This is a genomic window from Advenella kashmirensis W13003, assembly GCF_000506985.1.
Lineage (GTDB): Bacteria > Pseudomonadota > Gammaproteobacteria > Burkholderiales > Burkholderiaceae_B > Advenella > Advenella kashmirensis_A.
The window spans coordinates 353597-369714 of record NZ_KI650979.1; the positions used below are offsets into that span (position 1 = coordinate 353597).

At 55.4% G+C, this 16118-nt stretch carries 16 protein-coding genes; 6 read left to right on the forward strand and 10 right to left on the reverse strand.

Features of this window, described 5'->3' with window-relative positions:
- The first annotated feature begins 113 nt into the window (after positions 1-113).
- Entirely contained in the window at positions 114-965 is an 852-nt protein-coding gene (locus tag W822_RS45725; RefSeq protein ID WP_024003398.1) for a LysR family transcriptional regulator, read from the forward strand.
- A 35-nt stretch (positions 966-1000) separates the two neighbouring features.
- Here W822_RS45725 and W822_RS25810 read toward each other — a convergent pair whose 3' ends face one another.
- Genes W822_RS25810 through W822_RS25820 form a run of 3 tightly spaced genes read right to left on the reverse strand, consistent with a single transcriptional unit; the run spans position 1001 to position 3930 of the window.
- Positions 1001-1243, reverse strand: coding sequence for an aldehyde dehydrogenase family protein (locus W822_RS25810; protein WP_024003399.1), 243 nt, complete (start codon positions 1241-1243; stop codon positions 1001-1003).
- 18 nt (positions 1244-1261) lie between these two features.
- Entirely contained in the window at positions 1262-2791 is a 1530-nt protein-coding gene (locus W822_RS25815) for an MFS transporter (RefSeq protein WP_034279378.1), read from the reverse strand.
- A 2-nt stretch (positions 2792-2793) separates the two neighbouring features.
- Positions 2794-3930, reverse strand: a complete 1137-nt coding sequence (locus W822_RS25820) for an HlyD family secretion protein (protein ID WP_024003401.1) — start codon at positions 3928-3930, stop codon at positions 2794-2796.
- A gap of 159 nt (positions 3931-4089) precedes the next feature.
- Between W822_RS25820 and W822_RS25825 the strand changes: the two genes are divergently transcribed.
- Complete coding sequence (locus tag W822_RS25825) at positions 4090-4746, forward strand: TetR/AcrR family transcriptional regulator C-terminal domain-containing protein (protein ID WP_024003402.1); 657 nt, start codon at positions 4090-4092, stop codon at positions 4744-4746.
- A 15-nt stretch (positions 4747-4761) separates the two neighbouring features.
- A complete protein-coding gene (locus tag W822_RS25830) occupies positions 4762-5136 on the forward strand; it encodes an ATP--cob(I)alamin adenosyltransferase (protein ID WP_024003403.1) in 375 nt (124 codons plus the stop codon).
- A 186-nt stretch (positions 5137-5322) separates the two neighbouring features.
- On the opposite strand, the gene W822_RS25835 is transcribed toward W822_RS25830, so the two are convergent.
- A complete protein-coding gene (locus W822_RS25835; protein ID WP_024003404.1) occupies positions 5323-6156 on the reverse strand; it encodes an oxidoreductase in 834 nt (277 codons plus the stop codon).
- Positions 6157-6248: 92 nt separating this feature from the next.
- Here W822_RS25835 and W822_RS25840 point away from each other — a divergent pair, with 92 nt between their 5' ends.
- Positions 6249-7220 (forward strand): AraC family transcriptional regulator, encoded by a 972-nt coding sequence (locus tag W822_RS25840; protein WP_024003405.1) that lies wholly within the window; start codon positions 6249-6251, stop codon positions 7218-7220.
- A gap of 45 nt (positions 7221-7265) precedes the next feature.
- Here the strand turns inward: W822_RS25840 and W822_RS25845 are convergent, their stop codons facing one another.
- The 3 genes from W822_RS25845 to W822_RS25855 all read right to left on the reverse strand — a co-directional run bounded on the left by W822_RS25845 (position 7266) and on the right by W822_RS25855 (position 10221).
- A complete protein-coding gene (locus W822_RS25845) occupies positions 7266-7895 on the reverse strand; it encodes a tRNA-uridine aminocarboxypropyltransferase (protein ID WP_437177134.1) in 630 nt (209 codons plus the stop codon).
- A gap of 365 nt (positions 7896-8260) precedes the next feature.
- Complete coding sequence (locus tag W822_RS25850; protein WP_024003407.1) at positions 8261-9307, reverse strand: alpha/beta hydrolase; 1047 nt, start codon at positions 9305-9307, stop codon at positions 8261-8263.
- A 20-nt stretch (positions 9308-9327) separates the two neighbouring features.
- The gene (locus W822_RS25855; RefSeq protein WP_024003408.1) at positions 9328-10221 is read right to left on the reverse strand and encodes an MBL fold metallo-hydrolase; all 894 of its coding nucleotides are present in this window, start codon (positions 10219-10221) and stop codon (positions 9328-9330) included.
- Positions 10222-10296: 75 nt separating this feature from the next.
- Here W822_RS25855 and W822_RS25860 point away from each other — a divergent pair, with 75 nt between their 5' ends.
- Entirely contained in the window at positions 10297-11235 is a 939-nt protein-coding gene (locus tag W822_RS25860) for a LysR substrate-binding domain-containing protein (RefSeq protein WP_024003409.1), read from the forward strand.
- A gap of 118 nt (positions 11236-11353) precedes the next feature.
- On the opposite strand, the gene W822_RS25865 is transcribed toward W822_RS25860, so the two are convergent.
- The 3 genes from W822_RS25865 to W822_RS25875 form a co-directional block, all read right to left on the reverse strand.
- Positions 11354-12805: an aldehyde dehydrogenase family protein gene (locus W822_RS25865; RefSeq protein ID WP_024003410.1), complete on the reverse strand. Its 1452-nt coding sequence runs from the start codon at positions 12803-12805 to the stop codon at positions 11354-11356.
- Between the two features lie 76 nt (positions 12806-12881).
- Positions 12882-13877 (reverse strand): Bug family tripartite tricarboxylate transporter substrate binding protein, encoded by a 996-nt coding sequence (locus tag W822_RS25870; RefSeq protein WP_024003411.1) that lies wholly within the window; start codon positions 13875-13877, stop codon positions 12882-12884.
- A 97-nt stretch (positions 13878-13974) separates the two neighbouring features.
- On the reverse strand, positions 13975-15051 hold the full coding sequence (locus W822_RS25875; RefSeq protein ID WP_024003412.1) for a TauD/TfdA family dioxygenase: 1077 nt from the start codon (positions 15049-15051) through the stop codon (positions 13975-13977).
- 97 nt (positions 15052-15148) lie between these two features.
- Between W822_RS25875 and W822_RS25880 the strand changes: the two genes are divergently transcribed.
- A complete protein-coding gene (locus tag W822_RS25880; RefSeq protein WP_024003413.1) occupies positions 15149-16111 on the forward strand; it encodes a LysR family transcriptional regulator in 963 nt (320 codons plus the stop codon).
- Positions 16112-16118: the final 7 nt, after the last annotated feature.

Below are 16118 nucleotides of genomic sequence, written 5' to 3' on the forward strand. Positions count from 1 at the left end.
CAGTTGTAATTTCCTTGTTCAGGGCAAAAGTCTAAAGGAAAACCGGTGTTTCGCTGTATGCCGATAATGCAGCAGACCATAACCGGGGGTTAATCAGTACAGGAGCAATTCATATGAAATTCAAGCTGCGCCAAATGGAAATATTCCGGGCCGTCATGATTACCGGTACGATCAGCGGCGCCGCACGCATGTTGTTCATCTCGCAGCCGGCTGTGAGCAAGCTGTTATCCCATACGGAAACAAATTTGCGGCTCAAGCTCTTTCACCGCAGCAAAGGCAAGCTGATTCCAACGCCCGAGGCGCATAACCTGTTTAACGAGGTCAATCAGGTCTATGAAGCCGCTCTCAAAGTGGATGCCTTTGCAGAGAACTTGTCAGCAAACCCTTCAGGAAAGGTTCATATCTGCTGCAGCCCCAGCCTCGGGCTGGATGTTGTGCCTTCGGCATTACAGTTGTTTTCAGAGAAGTATCCCGATACCAAAATACACTTTCACACGACGCTTATTCAGGACATTCCGCTGGAAAAATGGCAAGACGTGCCTTACAAGGGGCTTTCACAGACGACCACAGATGTCATTGGCAAGCAACTGGATCTCGCAGTGGTAGATACGCCGGGGACTACCCGGATTATCAACGGGGAACAGGTTAAAGCGATCGCCGTTACCGGAGATAAGCGGCATCCGGAGCTGCCCGATGTTCCGACACTCAAGGAGAGCGGTTATGCCGATGCCATCCATTACAGTTGGACCGCGCTTTGGCTGAAGGCCGATACACCACTCGAAACCGTGCAGTATCTTTCCGATAACATGCAGGCGGTACTAAGCGAACCGTCATCAACGACGTTCGTATCGAATAATTCCGGGGAAATCATGGACATGCAGCCGGAGCAGTTACGCGCATTTCAGCTGGAAGAAATCGAGCGCTTTGAAAAGGCAGCGGCGCAAACGAATTTTACGAAGTTGTAGGTCTGAACAAACGCGCGCTTTTGCAACATGTCGGGCTATGGGTTTGCCGGTAGGTATTTGTTGAACACCGGGCCGCAGGAACGTGCCTCGGCCAGCGCCTTCAGGAATGCGTCGTGCACGCCTTTCTGAAGCAGCAGCCGGCTGCCGGCCGAGCATGTCTGACCAGTATGTGGACAATGCCCCTTCACGATGGTTGGGTACACCCAAAAGACCTGAATGGCTTTACGCGCATCAGGCTTTAATGTGGCTGCGCTGAGCATAATCAGAATAGCTGTCATAGCAGACAGCGTTGATGGTTAGCCGGTTGAGGCTTGAATAGGAGGCGCTATCGGATTTGCGGGAGAAGAGCGCAATAGCACCGCCAGCGTCAGGCTAAGCAGGCTTGTCCAAAAAACAAGATGAAAGCCGTCTATATGGGCAATAACCTGAGATTCTCGCGCTATGACACTTGCGATACCATTTAATCCAGAACGTGTGCGCTCCACGACTAGGGGCTCGCCGGCCTGCACATAGGCGCTTAATGATGCATAACTGGTATCTGCGGCCATACGAAGCCAGGTTGACATGATTGTACCGGCCATTACCGGCATCAATACGCGTGCTATTGAGACATACGCGCCAAGCGCCACGCCATGTTGCGGATTGAGGTTGGTAACGAATGAGGCAATTAATCCGATGAGCATAATACTCTCGCCAAGCGACTGCATAATCAGGATCGTGATGAATTGATCCACTCGCCAGTTGTGGCTGATATGCGTGCCTAGCCATGCTGTGATCGCAATGATAATCAGTCCGCATACGATGAGCAGCCTGGGCTCGGCGCGTCTGGCCAGATAAACGGCCAAGGGCGTAGCGGCGAGATAAGCAGCGAATGCAATCAGGGTGGCCGAACCCGTCTGCATCGGCTTGAGATCGCCCATTTGCGCAAGAAATGTCGGGATCAGCAAGGAAGTAGGCGTCATCAGCACACCGAACAGACATGCAATCACCAGGCAAATGAGGATATTTCGATTGCCAAACGCGGCAAGATCTCCAAATGCATTTGGCTGTAGCGCGGCGCGAACAACAGCCGCGAAAAACAGAATAGCCCCGCCTGCGACTGCGATAACTACCAGGCCCGAATCTAGCCAGCCCAGGCGTTCGGCCGATTCGATACCGATAAACATCAACACCAAGCCTGTGCAGAACAAGGTCATGCCTGCCCAATCAGCCTGCCGCAGTTGATCTTGATTGACAGGCGTCAGCGGCATTGCTTTCCAGGCAAGCAAGGCAATGAGCGGCCCAATAAATGCCGTCGTCCAATAGACCCAGTGCCAACTGACTTCTTCCACCAGAAAGCCTGACGCGCCATACCCCGCATCCATGCCGGTCGACACACGCAAGCTATAGGCGGCCATGACAACCAGCCAGAACCTCGGGTGCACGCTGCGCAACCCCAGGCTAATAGTCAATGGCAGGTATATGCCCATACACAAGCCTGCAACAGCATGCAGAAGCACCAGCATTGGATAATTGTGTGCAAAAACAGGAATGAGCAGCGTTGCGACACCAAGACACAGACTGGGCGTAACGAGAATCCGTGTCGGGCCGATAATGGTGGCAAGCCAGGGGACAATAGACATGGTAACAAGCTGTGCGCCGTTTAGCGCGGTTCCCAGCCACGCGGCTTCCAGAACATCCAGACCGAATTGACCGCGCAGATCTGGTAATGCCGAGGAAAACAGCCGTCCTTGCAAAGTAGTCAGAACCGCGCCCAGAAAAATGGCTACTACGGTGAGTGCAGGGCGGGCACGAGGCGTGTTAGCGAAAAGAGATCGACGTGCCATGATCAATCCGATTCCGTCCGGGTTTTGTACGCAACATGATGCGCTTGTTTCGTGTAGGGAAGAATATTTTCTCCTTTTGTATTGATGCTGGCTTCGACAGACATTCCAGGCCGTAGCCTGTTTAATTCCCGCTGCCCGGGGGCCAATTCAATACGCACAGGGATACGCTGTACAACTTTGGTAAAATTGCCAGATGCATTGTCTGCCGGTAGCAACGCTGATTCGGCACCACTCATGGGCGCTATTTCTCTGACCCGGCCACGAAACTGCCTGCCGGGAAGGCCATCAACGCTCACGACTACTGGCTGACCAGGCTGGACATGGACTAGCTGCGTTTCCTTGTAATTGGCGATAACGTAGAACTGATCGGAAGGCACAATAGACACGATCTGAGTGCCGGTGCTGACCAGGCTGCCGTGTTGTACATGGCGTTTATTTAACACGCCATCGAAGGGAGCGAAAATGCGCGTATAGTCAAGGTCGCGTCTGGCTCCTTCAAGTTCTGCAGCAGCGGCATTTACATCGGCTACGCGCAGCCCACGCTGCCCTTTGAGGACAGCCAGCGATTTACTGGCCAGGTCAGCCTGGGCGATGGCCGCTTCGTGCAGGCCCACTGCATGATCCAAGTCTGCCTGGGCATTTTCAAACAATTGCCGCGATAAAGCCCCTTGCCGGACCAGTTTTTCCTGGCGTTCCGGATTGCTCTTGTATTGGCGAACCCGAACCTGGGCCGCGCGGGCATTGGCCTGCTCACCCTTGATGCGAGCACGCTGTTCCAGGATTTCCCTATCGAGATTGTCCAGATTGGCCTGAGCTTTACTCAGCTTGGCCAATGCAGATGTAACTTTCAGAACATAATCCCTGTCATCGATCTGCACAATTAACTGGCCAGCGTGCACTGTTTGGTAATCTTCGACCGGCAATGCCTTGATATAGCCGGAGACTTTGGTGCTCAGCACCGCAAAGTCCGATTTCACGAACGCATTTTGTGTCGTTTGAATCGTCCTGCTGCTTGTCCATTCGCGCCAGTGGGTTGTGGCCAGGATAAGCAGAGCAATGATGGCCGCGCACCCTACCCAGGGAGCCAGGCGTAATGCCAGCGGGCGACGGTTTGTCGTTTCTTCAGACTGAATAGTCATTAAGCGTCCTTGCAATTCATCTTGTGTGGATACACACCATCGTGTATGGCGCTTGCGAACAGCACCTGAGTCATGGTTTTCAATAAATCTAACACCGTTAGTTTTATTAAATGATACACTAACAGTGTTAGATTTCAAGTCGGCAAGCCAAGGTGTGATATGAGAATCCCGAAAATTCAGCGAGAACAAGTGGTCCAGGCCGCGCTCGCACTGCTGGACCAGGACGGCCTGGAAGGATTGACTATGCGTAAACTCGCCCAGTCTTTGAAGGTGCAGGCGCCTTCGCTGTACTGGCACTTCGATAGTAAGCAGGCGCTGATTGACGGCATGGCAGATGCCCTGGTGGAGACTGTGGCAAGAAATCTTTCTAAAACTGCGTCATGGGAGGATCGTGTCCTGCAGGTAGCCGGAGAACTTCGTCGGGCACTGTTGCGTCATCGCGATGGCGCCCGGGTGTTTGCGGGCACGTATGTGGTGACCGATAACGTTTTGCGAACCAGCGAGGCCATGATCTCCGCTTTCGTTCAGGCCGGCGCGAGCGCAGAGCTTGCCGCAGTTTACAGTTTTAGTACTACCTATTACGTTCTTGGTTTCGTCATGGAAGAACAGGCGCTGGGGCCCGGCAGTACGCTGGATTTGGCTGATCGCAAGCGCCAGTTCCTGGCATCCACGCATGAGAAATATCCGCATAGTCTGGCTGCGAGCGAAGCAATATTCTCTGATAACTTCGATCACCGCTTTGTGATCGGGCTGGAGCTGCTGATTGCCGGCTCGTATCAGCGAATTCGCGCCGACAGCGCCCAATCTCACCAGTAAACTGGAGTCAGCGTAATGCATATTGACACTCGTCAATTCCCCTTGGTCTGGATGTCTGCAAGTGGCGCGTCCAACTGGGAATCAGAGTTCAACAAGCTGCTGCTTCAAGGCGAACGATTCGTCCTTTTGACCCGGGAAATACCGGCGCGGGACAAAGAGAGTGATAATGCAAGCAGAAAGCAATTGGCACTTTGGTTAAAAGTCAACCGCGACCAGCTCAAGCATGTCTGCGCGGGAAGCATCGTAGTCGTGGGCAGCCAGGCTATTGCGCTGCCGTTGCAAGCGGTTTTGGGGCCACTAAGTAAAGCGTTTGGTTACCCGATACGGGCAGTAGCTGAAAGGCATCTTGATGCTGAAATCAGCAGTTTGCTAAAAAGGCGACTGGACTGACATGGATTTTGTTTAGTTTGCAAAACCGACCGCCCCAATGGCGCAAAATCTGCCCAAACCTTGGTGATGGTAAAGCAAATGTAGTTTGCGTTGCGATCTGCATAACTTTATGCCGGCAAGTCCACACCCGACCATCGCTGGCACATAGGCATAACACGTAATCAACGTTCCCACCCTTTTACGATCTCAATTGTCCGTCGACACAGTAATAGACTCCCAAGTTCCTATCTCCTCTTCCAATTCCGACAGCTTATTCCGCACAAGCGTCATTGCATCGCTGCCAAGCAACAGATGAGCGGGCGGACAATCCGATGCGATCACTGAAAGCACCGCTCTCGCTGCCTTGATTGGGGCTCCCAATTGCTTGCCGCTCTTCTCCTCGCGCGCTTTACGAATAGGATCGAAAAGCGCATCGTAGTCTGAAATCGAGCGCGGTGTCCTCGTCATTGAACGTCCTGCCCAGTCGGTACGAAACGAACCTGGTGCTACAGCAGTGACCGCGATACCCAAATGTTTAACTTCCTTGCCCAGCGTCTCGGATATACCTTCCAGTGCAAATTTGCTTCCACAATAATACGCAATTCCAGGCATCGTCATGTAGCCGCCCATCGAGGTGATATTGAGAATATGACCACAACGACGTCTGCGCATGAAGGGAAGCACCGCTTTCATCATGGCAACTGCACCAAACACATTCACCTCAAACTGTCTGCGCATCTCAGCTATAGGCGATTCCTCCATGACGCCTTCGTGCCCGTAGCCGGCATTGTTGACCAACACATCGATCGGTCCGACGGTTGCTTCTATTTCTGCCACAACGCTGTCGATGTTTTCCAAGTCAGTTACATCCAACACGACGCCGACAGCAGAACCAGCCGACAAAGACTCGAAATCACACTTTGCCTGCATGCTTCTCACCGTCCCGACAACCATATAACCCTTTGCCAGCGCTTCTTGCGCAAGTGCACGGCCAAAGCCGCTGCTGACACCTGTGATAAGTAAAATTTTGTTGATCGCCACGCAATTCTCCTGGACTTGGATTGAAAAGTGCATACTAGTCTCATTACCCAGGTTAAATAAGTCAATTTTCTATATATTTCTTGCATAAAACTATGAATGGCGCATCTGCGCTCACTCGCCCCGCAGGGCTGTCCTCTCGCAGCCAGGAGCGCATCATTGCGTTACTACATATACTGGCACCCGACGAGGGATACAACCCGACTCCATTGCCAAGTGTTCGTATCCTGCGTTCTGACCGCGCACTGTCACGCACACCGGTGCTGTACGATCCGGGGATCGTGATTGTATGTCAGGGTCGCAAGCGAGGCTATTTCGGCGATCAACTCTATATATATGACGAAGATCACTATTTGGCGGTGTCTGTGCCCGTTCCCTTCAGCATGGAAACGGATGCGACTGCCCAGCGGCCATTGTTGGCCTTATACCTGCATCTTGACTTCATCGTCGCCGCTGAACTTGCAGCACAAATCGATGGTAAAGGCTTGGCAACTGAAACGCATGCCCCTCAAAGCATGATGTCAAGTCCATTGGATGAAGCGATGCAAAGTTCGATATTGCGCTTTCTCGAGGCAATGCATCAGCCGCTTGACGCTGCAGTGCTTGGCCCAAGCCTTTTGCGGGAGCTTTACTTCCGGGTACTGACGGGAGAACAGGGAGCGTCCATGCGAGAAGCGTTGGCCATGAGGGGGCAGTTCGGGAAGATTGGTCGTTCGTTGCGCCTGATTCATGGCGGTTATTCACAGCCTCTCGATGTGACCGAGCTCGCCCAGAAGGCAGGTATGAGTGTCCCTAGTTTTCACAGCCATTTCAAGGCAATCACAAAAATGTCACCAATGCAGTATGTCAAATCCACGCGTCTACATCAGGCCCGCCTGTTAATGATACGGGAGGACCTGACAGCGGAGGCGGCGGGTCACGCGGTTGGTTACACGAGTTCGTCCCAATTCAGCAGGGAATTCAAACGTCTCTTTGGCTTGACGCCGGCAGCGGAAACAAAACGTATGCGGAAGAACTTCGCCACCCCTCCCGCATTTGTGGACGCAGCGTATGTATCATCGCACTGACTATAACGCTCACTAATCGCTTAATCTAAACAGGCCGGGTATTGCTCATCTATTCGTATAATTTCGCCTATATACCTCTTCCCCCATAGCCTGCACCTGCTGCGCGATCTGCGCCCTGAAGGGCGCCAATAAACGGTCGAAACTTTGCTCAGGTTCAAGCAGCGACAGGCTACGCGCAATCGCTTCAATGGTGGACACTGCAGCATGCTGACTCGTCTTGCGTATCCGGTATTCCGACGGCATGCCAGGGGGCAGGCTCAGCCGAGGCAGTGTGTCCAGCACCGGGTTCGCGCCTACTATTTTGCGTGCCTGGCGCCAGGTGCCGTCCGGCACGATGAGCAGCGACGAAGCAGGCTCACCACAAGAGGAAGTAGAAACGGCAGCAACCTGCGCGCTGCTTGCTTCCCGCTCGGGAAAGAGCAGCAACACACGACCCGCTGAGGCAACGATGTCATCCAATTGCGGAAAATGCTCACCCACCAGCAACCGTGCATTAAGCAGCCCCATCACCGCCAGGCGGGCGGTATTCAGGGGATGGTTCGCTTCATCCGGGTGTTGCAGCACCAGTACCTGCGTGCGGCTGGGAATGCGACTTATATACGCACACAGGCAATGCGATGCAGGCCGCTGGCAATGCTCGCAACGAGGACGGGGCAGTTTTTTCAACTCAGACATGTGCCCATTATACAAAGCCTGACGCCTGCGCAAGTCGCACTCGCCTGGGTATTGGCGCATGGTGGTATTGTGGTACCCATTCCATGTACGCGCAGCAAAGCGCGACTATGGGAAGTCGACAGACGCTTGGGTAACTGCGGGACAGAGCAACCCCTATCATTCCATATCTCTATATGACGATGAAAATGGCAATACCAAGATCATTTTCATCGGCACGCAATAGCGATGACTTTTTCCAGTCACAATGGCTGAACGTTACTCAAACCCAGGCTAAATGGCGTCCCGGATCTGCCCCTACCCGCAAGACGAGCCGGTTTGATTCAGCCCGCGGGCATCACTCTAAAAACGCTAATCAATACAAGTTTTTAGAGCGGTTCCAGGTCTGCCGCGTATGAAGCCCGGTGCGCGTTCTGCGCCGTTTCCGGCTCATAACTACGGTCATAGAAATCCCGGACAGCTTGAAACACAAGCAAGCGATTCTTCTCCAGCAACACCAGATGAGTAGCCTCACCAATTTCCACCCACTGACGATAGGGCGCGTTGCTAAGCTCAGAAAACAGCGCCTGCGCTAGCTCAACCGGCACGTCTACGTCCCACTCGCCGTGAACCAGCAGCACCGGCACCTGGATATTGCCGGGCTCGTAATACTTGCGCCCGACGCGCCAGTAGTCGCGAATGTCCTGGATAGGACCGTTGCTTGCGCGCAGTTGGTCCGGTGTGCGCTCGCTACTCCAAGGATCCTCGGCCAGCGTGAAATCAGCCCATTGCTCGAACCAGCCTTCCGGCACCAGGGTTGCACGGCCATGTTCCGGCGCGGTGCTAAGCCACCGGTCCTTGCTTTGCCGTACCGGAACCAGGCGCCAGGCGTCGAGTTTGCCGCCGGTATCAATCGGAATCGGCTTGTCGCTCAGCCACTGCGGCGCAAGCAGGGCCAGCTTATGCACCTTGTCATTATTGCGGCTGGTATAGGCGCCTGCGACGGTGCCGCCCCAGGACATGCCGAACACGGATACTTTCTGCAGACCGCGCCGTTGCAGCACATAGTCGACCACGGTGCCAAGGTCGGCCACGCCGGTGTCGGTCTTGACGACTGGCTGGCTCTGCTCGGCCGGCCGCTCCATTTCCGGCGGCCGGGCCGAATGGCCGTAACCGCGTACATCCAGCGCGTAGACTTCATAGCCCGCGGCGGCGAGGTAATCGATAAACGACATGCCGTTGAACGGTACATCGTACAAGCTACCGGACGAGAAGGTGGCGCCATGCACCATCACAATGGTGCGTTCCGGCGTAAAGGTCTTCAGCCCAGCGGGACGCTTATTGCGCACATACAGCTCGATGCCAGGAGTGCCGGTAGCGACGCGCAGTTCCTCGAAGATCACTTCGGTTCCGTTGATAAAAATGTTCTGACTCATTCTAAGTAGTTCCTGATTCATTACTCGTAGCGCCAGGCAAAACGATCGCCCTGACGTGTCACATAGCCGGCTGAGGTTTCCGCGAAGTGCGGGGTAAACAGCAGCAAATTGTGTTCGGCGCCCTGCTCCAGCACCCAGCGACGCGACGCGAGTGCTGCTTCCTGCCACTCGCAAAATACCGAGTTCCAGTCCGGACGCACCACTTGCAGTGGATGGTGCATGACATCACCGGTGAAAAGCGCTACCTCGCCCTTAGAGCGCAGCTCAATCGACATATGGCCGATGCTGTGGCCCTTGGTCGGACGGAAGGTAAAGTTCTCCAGGTAGTCACCGCCCTCGTTGCTGATACGCTCGGCCTGGCCGGCGGCAATGATCGGCGCCACGCTGTCCTCGAACACGCCCAGGCTGGGCACGTTCACTTCGTTATGGCTGTCGGGGCTGCCGTAGTAGTCCTCTTCCGCCCTGGAGAACACGTGGCGGGCGTTGGGAAAGGTCGGCACCCAGCGGCCGTCGATCCGTTGCGTGTTCCAGCCGACGTGGTCGACGTGCAGGTGGGTGTGCAGCACGTAATCAACGTCTTCCGGTAACACGCCTGCGGCGGCAAGGCGTTGCAAGAAGGGCGTGTTCAGTTGATGAAAAATCGGGTTGCGTGGCCGCTCCTTGTCGTTGCCCGAACCGGTATCGATCAGGATCGTATGCTCGGGCGTGCGCACCAGCCAGGCATGGATACTTTGGATCAGATTGCCGGTGCCGGCGTCCATATTACTGGGCGTTAGCCAGTGCAGATTGGGTTCGAGTTCGGCTGCCTCCCAGCTCGGGTAGAGGAAGGCCGGTGTGGCCACATTCAGGCGCATTTCTTCGATTTTTGTGATGGTAATGTCACCGATTGTGTAGGTTCTATTCGGATGAATCATGTTGTAAATCCCGCTGGTTGAAATCACATTTGTAGTTTAAACTTGCGGTATCAATTAAACAAATCGATTCAAATAATGTCTTCCATTGATCATTTCAATTTATGGTCCTTCGACCTGAATTTGCTGGTGGCCTTCGACGCGCTCATGCGCGAGCACAGCGTCACCCGCGCGGCGACCCGTTTGAAAATCAAGCAGTCGGCGATGAGCCATAACCTCAGTACGCTGCGCCTGCTGCTGGATGACGAGCTCTTCATCCGGGTCGGCCAGGTGATGAAACCGACGCCGCGCGCGATCGCCCTGGCGTTGCCGATCGGCCGGCTCCTCGAGCAGGCACAGCATGCGATCACCACCCGCGAGACCTTCCGCCCGGAGCAAGAGACGCGCACATTCTCAATCGGTTTTTCAAGCGAGTTGGAAGTTCTGCTGATGCCGAATCTGACCGCGCAGGTTCAAAGCGACGCGCCGGGCATCAAACTGTTGGCACGACCGGCACAGCCGGACGAGGTGCACCGGATGCTGGATGATGGCGTGATCGATCTGGCGATCGGCTGTTTTGGCGACGGCGCCGAGCGGCACCGCCGCAAATTGCTCTTTGAACAGTCACTAACGTGCTGCTTTAATCCCAGGCTGCTTGATCTGGCGGTGCCCATCAACCAGAGCGCCTACCTGGCGCAGCGGCATGCTTTGGTTTCTCAAAACGCGAGCATCCGCGGCTGTCTGGAGTATGCGATGCGCACCGCCAATGTGGAAGTGGATGTGGTGATGGCAGCGCCGGAATTTCTGACTGTGCTCAGTACCGTGATGTCCACGCCAGTCATTGCCACCGTGCCGTCGCGGATCGCCAACTGCTACGGGCCATTGATGGGGCTGGTGAACAGCCCGGTGCCGTTCGACTTTGAGGTCACGCCCATTTCGATGGTGTGGGCGGCGCATTCCGATCGGGACCCGGCGTCCGAATGGCTGCGTCAACAGGTCGAACCTATCCTGGCGCAGATCGAGGGGGTTACGACGTAGGTCATGACCTGGATCTATGGGTACCTACTCCAATGCCTATCAGCATAGGCATGCAGCCGGATCAGTTACGCGCGCTTTGGCAACATGTCGGGCTGTGGATTTGCCGGTGGGTTTACGATCAGGATCGTATGCCCGCCTGCCCATGATAATGAACAATGGTTTTCGTCGTGCTCATTTCCTCCAGCGCGATAAACCCCTTTTCACGTCCATGTCCGCTTTTCTTGACGCCACCAAAAGGCAATTCCACCCCTCCCCCGGCGCCAAAACTATTGATATAAACCTGTCCTGCCTGCATGGCGCGCGCCACGCGCTGTTGACAACCCCCATTTTCTGACCAGACGGCAGCCATCAGTCCATATTCCGTGGCGTTGGCCGTCGCAATGGCCTCCTCCTCGGTATCAAAGGGCACAACCACCAGGACCGGCCCAAAAATCTCGTGCATCAGAAGCTCGCTATCGTGATTCCGGGCGCCAAATATTGTGGGTGTCACAAAAAATCCCCCTTCGGGCACATCATCGGCAATCTGCCCCTGCGCTACCACCTCCAGGCCTTCTTCTGTTCCCTTCTGGATATAACGGTTTATGCGCTCCCACTGGGATTTGTTAATTACCGGGCCGCAGGTCAGGTCCATATCCGGCGTGCCGGCGCGGGTTTGCGAGAAAGCCTCGGCCAACGCCTTCAGGAACGTGTCGTGCACGCCTTTTTGCAGCAGCAAACGGCTGCCTGCCGTGCACGTCTGGCCGGTATTGTGGACAATGCCTTTCACGATGGCCGGGATGGCCAGCTCGACATTGACGTCATCAAACACAACATGCGCGGATTTGCCTCCTAGTTCCAGAACACATTTGACCGCGTTCACAGCGGCCGATTGCTGAATCAGCGTGCCCACTTCGTTGGAACCCGTAAATGAAATGAAGTTGATGTCCGGATGGCTGGACAGCGCAGCGCCGGCCTCCTCGCCCAAACCCGTTACGATATTCACGGCGCCTGCAGGAAACCCCACTTCCATGGCAAGCTCGGCAACCCTTAATATCGACAGGCAGGCGTCTTCCGCGGGCTTGACCACGACCGCATTGCCCATCGCCAGGGCGGGCGCGACGCTTCTGCCGAACATCTGGGCGGGGTAGTTCCAGGGAATAATATGCGCCGTCACGCCCAGCGGCTCGCGCACGAGTTCTACCGAATAGTCGTTCAGAAAAGGGATTGTTTGGCCGTGGACCTTATCGGCACCGCCCCCGTAGAACTCGAAATAACGGGCCAGCACGCCGATATCGCCGCGGGCGGTGGAAATCGGCTTGCCGGTATCGCGCGATTCAAGCCGGGACAATTCTTCCTGGTGTTCCAGCACTTTCTGGCCCAAGCGGTTCAGCAAGCGGCCTCGCTCGAAAGCCGCCAATTTTCCCCAATCACCATTCAGCGCGGCGCGGGCGGCCGTTACGGCATGATCCACATCCTGCTGCCCTCCGCGAGGGATGGTGGTGAATACCTTGCCGTCGCTCGGGTCAATTACATCAATGGTCAGCTTGTTAACGGCGTCGGTTTTCGTTCCGTTGATAAGCATTTGCGTCATAAACATTTCCTTTTGCCACTGTCGTTAATACTGCGTTTACCGGATCGTCCGGTTCACTGTCGAGGTGTACCGGCGATCAGTTCTTGGGCGGCGTCGGCATTTTGCCCTGGGTCTTGATCATGGGTGCGGCCTCTTTCCAGTGTTTGATGTCGTCGTTGACGAATTTCCCAAACTCTTCGGGATTCTGATACGCGACCGTGACACAGGCTTTTTCCAGCGCCTGCCGCACGCTGTCCTTTTTCACCGCGTTATCAAGCGCCTGGGCGATCTTGGCAACCCGGTCTGGCGGTGTGCCGGCGGGCGCATGCAAGCCATACCAGCCTTGCATGTTGACTTCGGCAATACCGGCTTCCTTGGTTGTCGGAATATCCGGGGCCGCGCTTGAGCGCTTGTCGCCGGTGATCGCCAGGATATTGACTTTATTGTCATTGATGGCGCCACAGGCGAGATTGCCGGACACGGTTGCCAGTGCGACGCGTCCTTCGTAAAGGTCGGTCATGTGTTGCGCCGCCCCCTGGTACGGCACAAACAGCAGATCAATACCTGTCGCCTTGCCGACCATATGCGTGACAATGGTCGTATATGCGCCGCCGATCAGTACCGCGCTGGGCAGGTCCGGGTGCTTCTGCACGTAGGACTTGAGTTCAGGAATGGTCTTGAAGGGCAGCTTTGCCGACGAGATGATGAAGCCGGATGAGGTGGCGAACCGGGCGATGGGCGTAAAATCCTTGGGGCTCCACTCAATGTCATCGAACAAGACCGGGATGCTGGTCAGCACGGCCGAACTGGATAGCAATGTATAGCCGTCGGGCTTGGCTCTGGCGACCGCCAATGCGGCAATGTTCCCTTCCCCGCCCGGGCGCGGCTGCACGATGATGGGCTGGCCCAGGTCCTTGCTCATCTCCTTGGAGATGATGCGCGTCAGCACATCCACGGCCCCGCCGGCGCTATAAGGAACAATGATCTGAATGGGCTGCTCGGGCCATTCGCCGGCAGCCGATGTAGAAGGGGCAATGCCACACAAACAGGCCAGGGCGAACGCCCCCGCAAGTTTAACTCTATCCTTTATCATGTCTTCCTCCAGTTACATCGTTTTTCTAGTTCATATTTGTGATATTCGTTTTGAGGGGCCCGTCTATTCTTTGTCAATAGACGGCCGGTAGATAAGATCAGATGTCTTCAAGCGTAAAGTTAAGGCGGGTGTCTTTCACCACAATGCCGCCACGATTGCCCGGTTCCAGCGACCCATATCGGGCCGCAAAACTCTCCGGCAAAGGACGGGCGGTTCTGGGAGAAACCCACAGCCGAAGCAGGTGACGGCGGCGTTCCAGTTCGGGCCAGTCCTCGAAATCCGTGCGCGAGTGCAGAATCTGGTGGTTATGCAGAAACTGCATGTCGCCCACCTTGAATTCCATTTGCAGATTGATATCGGTGTCGTTAGTCAGGTCGTCCAGCATTTGCAGGGCGTCGATTTCCGGTTGCGTCAGGCGCCTGGCCTGGGGGTAGTTTTCCTGGGCGCTGCGGATATATTGCCCAGAATAAATCGTGGTGAAATACCCCTCATGCCAATTGAAAACGGGCACCTCAAACCACGGGTCCATGCCTTCGGGTATTTCGCCGCGGCGATCCGTGGGAAATGAATGGAACAACTGCACTGCCAGGTCCGGCCGACGCGCCATCATCTCGTTGTAGATCGTCACGGAACTGGCGATTCGGCTCTCTCCCCCGCTTTTTGAAGTCTGCAGGCACAACAGGCCCACGATATCGCATGAATCGGTATGGTATTCAAGGCCCCTGTTTGTCTGGTAATAACGGACCTTGGCGTTCCGGATATCCGCGCCCATATCGCGCACATGCCCAAGCAAATGCCCTTTTGCATTCTGCGAACGAAAGCTTCCCAGATGTGCGCCAATGCCAAGATACGCGATGGCCGAGTCGGCCTTTCCATACTTCTCTACAGGCATGCCGCGCAGCAGCACAAAGCCGCGGCCATTAATAATTTCATTCAGAATTTTGCCCAGTTTCTCCGACAGGCGGGGCAAGGAGAAGGTGTCGGGGCTGATGTCTGCCATGGACAGTCCGCCCGCATGAAAGGCGTCCAGCGCCGCGTCGATTTCCTTGATATCCTCGGACGTCAATGCGTGGATCCATTCGGTACCGCGGGACATATCCCGCCCGTACCAGGCGGCTTCCCCGCTCACCGCCTCGGGCACATTGTTAGCAACACGCTCTGTTGGGTTGTTCATCATTTTCCTCTGTGAATAATGAAAAGATGAAATTAGTTTAAACTTGGGAAAATGTTTGAACAAACGAATAATTTCAATCCATTAATCGATTTTATCAATGGCAAATATTACCCTGAAACAGATTCGTGCGTTTATTGCCGTGGCCGCCGAGGGCAGCTTCACCAAGGCGGCAGACAGCCTGCACGTCACGCAATCGACCCTGACCTCGTCGATCAAGGTGCTTGAAGACGAGGTCGGGCTGCAACTGTTCGATCGCTCCACCCGGTCCGTTATCCCGACCCGGCAAGGGGAAATGTTCCTGCCGACGGCGCAGCGAATCTTACGCGACCTGGAGGATGCGCTGGATGAGTTACGGATGGCGGCGGCAAGGGAACGCGGTTCGGTCTCGGTATGCGCAGCCGGCTCCTTCATCACGTATGTCTTGACGCCGGCGTTGATGGACCTGGCTCAGCAGTACCCTGGCATACACACCCGTTTTACGGAGGGCACGACCCAGAGCGTTCCCGACCAGGTCCTGTCCGGCGAAGCGGATTTTGGGGTGACGACGCTGTTTGAGCCGATCAACGAACTGGACTCCGCCCTGCTCCTGACAGACTCCTATGGCGCGGTGTATGGTGCCGACCACCCGTTGAGCAGAGAAACATCATCGTTGACCTGGCACAGGCTGTCGCAACACAATATGGTGCGCCTTAGCAAGGCCAACGGCATACGCATTTTGCTGGACAGCGAACCGAAAATCGCAGGCCTGTTCAAGAATACAGTTTATGAAGTCAGCGGCGTGGCTTCGCTACAGGCGCTGCTCAGGCGCGGCTTTGGATTCAGCGCACTGCCGGCGCTGGCCGCCAAGTCGCTGGTGGTGGAGGGATTGAATTTCCGGCTGTTGACCCGCCCTGCCATACGCCGAAAACTCTACGTGGTGAAAAAGAAAGGCCGCAGCCTGTCTCCTGGGGCAGTGGCGTTTTTCAGGGCAATGATTGATGCACTGGAGAATATGGCGCCTGATGGCGCGATTGACGTGACGTTTACCCAGTCGGAGATTCGGGATTTTTGCGGGTTTTGAGTGGGTG

What these genes read in the sequence shown, in the direction of transcription:
- W822_RS25850 (WP_024003407.1), bottom strand. Translation starts at nt 9,307, where the DNA reads ATGAGTCAGAACATTTTTATCAACGGAACCGAAGTGATCTTCGAGGAA.
- W822_RS25880 (WP_024003413.1), top strand. Translation starts at nt 15,149, where the DNA reads ATGGCAAATATTACCCTGAAACAGATTCGTGCGTTTATTGCCGTGGCC.
- W822_RS25860 (WP_024003409.1), top strand. Translation starts at nt 10,297, where the DNA reads ATGTCTTCCATTGATCATTTCAATTTATGGTCCTTCGACCTGAATTTG.
- W822_RS25845 (WP_437177134.1), bottom strand. Translation starts at nt 7,895, where the DNA reads ATGTCTGAGTTGAAAAAACTGCCCCGTCCTCGTTGCGAGCATTGCCAG.
- W822_RS25840 (WP_024003405.1), top strand. Translation starts at nt 6,249, where the DNA reads ATGAATGGCGCATCTGCGCTCACTCGCCCCGCAGGGCTGTCCTCTCGC.
- W822_RS25855 (WP_024003408.1), bottom strand. Translation starts at nt 10,221, where the DNA reads ATGATTCATCCGAATAGAACCTACACAATCGGTGACATTACCATCACA.
- W822_RS25875 (WP_024003412.1), bottom strand. Translation starts at nt 15,051, where the DNA reads ATGAACAACCCAACAGAGCGTGTTGCTAACAATGTGCCCGAGGCGGTG.
- W822_RS25820 (WP_024003401.1), bottom strand. Translation starts at nt 3,930, where the DNA reads ATGACTATTCAGTCTGAAGAAACGACAAACCGTCGCCCGCTGGCATTA.
- W822_RS25815 (WP_034279378.1), bottom strand. Translation starts at nt 2,791, where the DNA reads ATGGCACGTCGATCTCTTTTCGCTAACACGCCTCGTGCCCGCCCTGCA.
- W822_RS25830 (WP_024003403.1), top strand. Translation starts at nt 4,762, where the DNA reads ATGCATATTGACACTCGTCAATTCCCCTTGGTCTGGATGTCTGCAAGT.
- W822_RS25825 (WP_024003402.1), top strand. Translation starts at nt 4,090, where the DNA reads ATGAGAATCCCGAAAATTCAGCGAGAACAAGTGGTCCAGGCCGCGCTC.
- W822_RS25870 (WP_024003411.1), bottom strand. Translation starts at nt 13,877, where the DNA reads ATGATAAAGGATAGAGTTAAACTTGCGGGGGCGTTCGCCCTGGCCTGT.
- W822_RS25865 (WP_024003410.1), bottom strand. Translation starts at nt 12,805, where the DNA reads ATGACGCAAATGCTTATCAACGGAACGAAAACCGACGCCGTTAACAAG.
- W822_RS45725 (WP_024003398.1), top strand. Translation starts at nt 114, where the DNA reads ATGAAATTCAAGCTGCGCCAAATGGAAATATTCCGGGCCGTCATGATT.
- W822_RS25810 (WP_024003399.1), bottom strand. Translation starts at nt 1,243, where the DNA reads ATGACAGCTATTCTGATTATGCTCAGCGCAGCCACATTAAAGCCTGAT.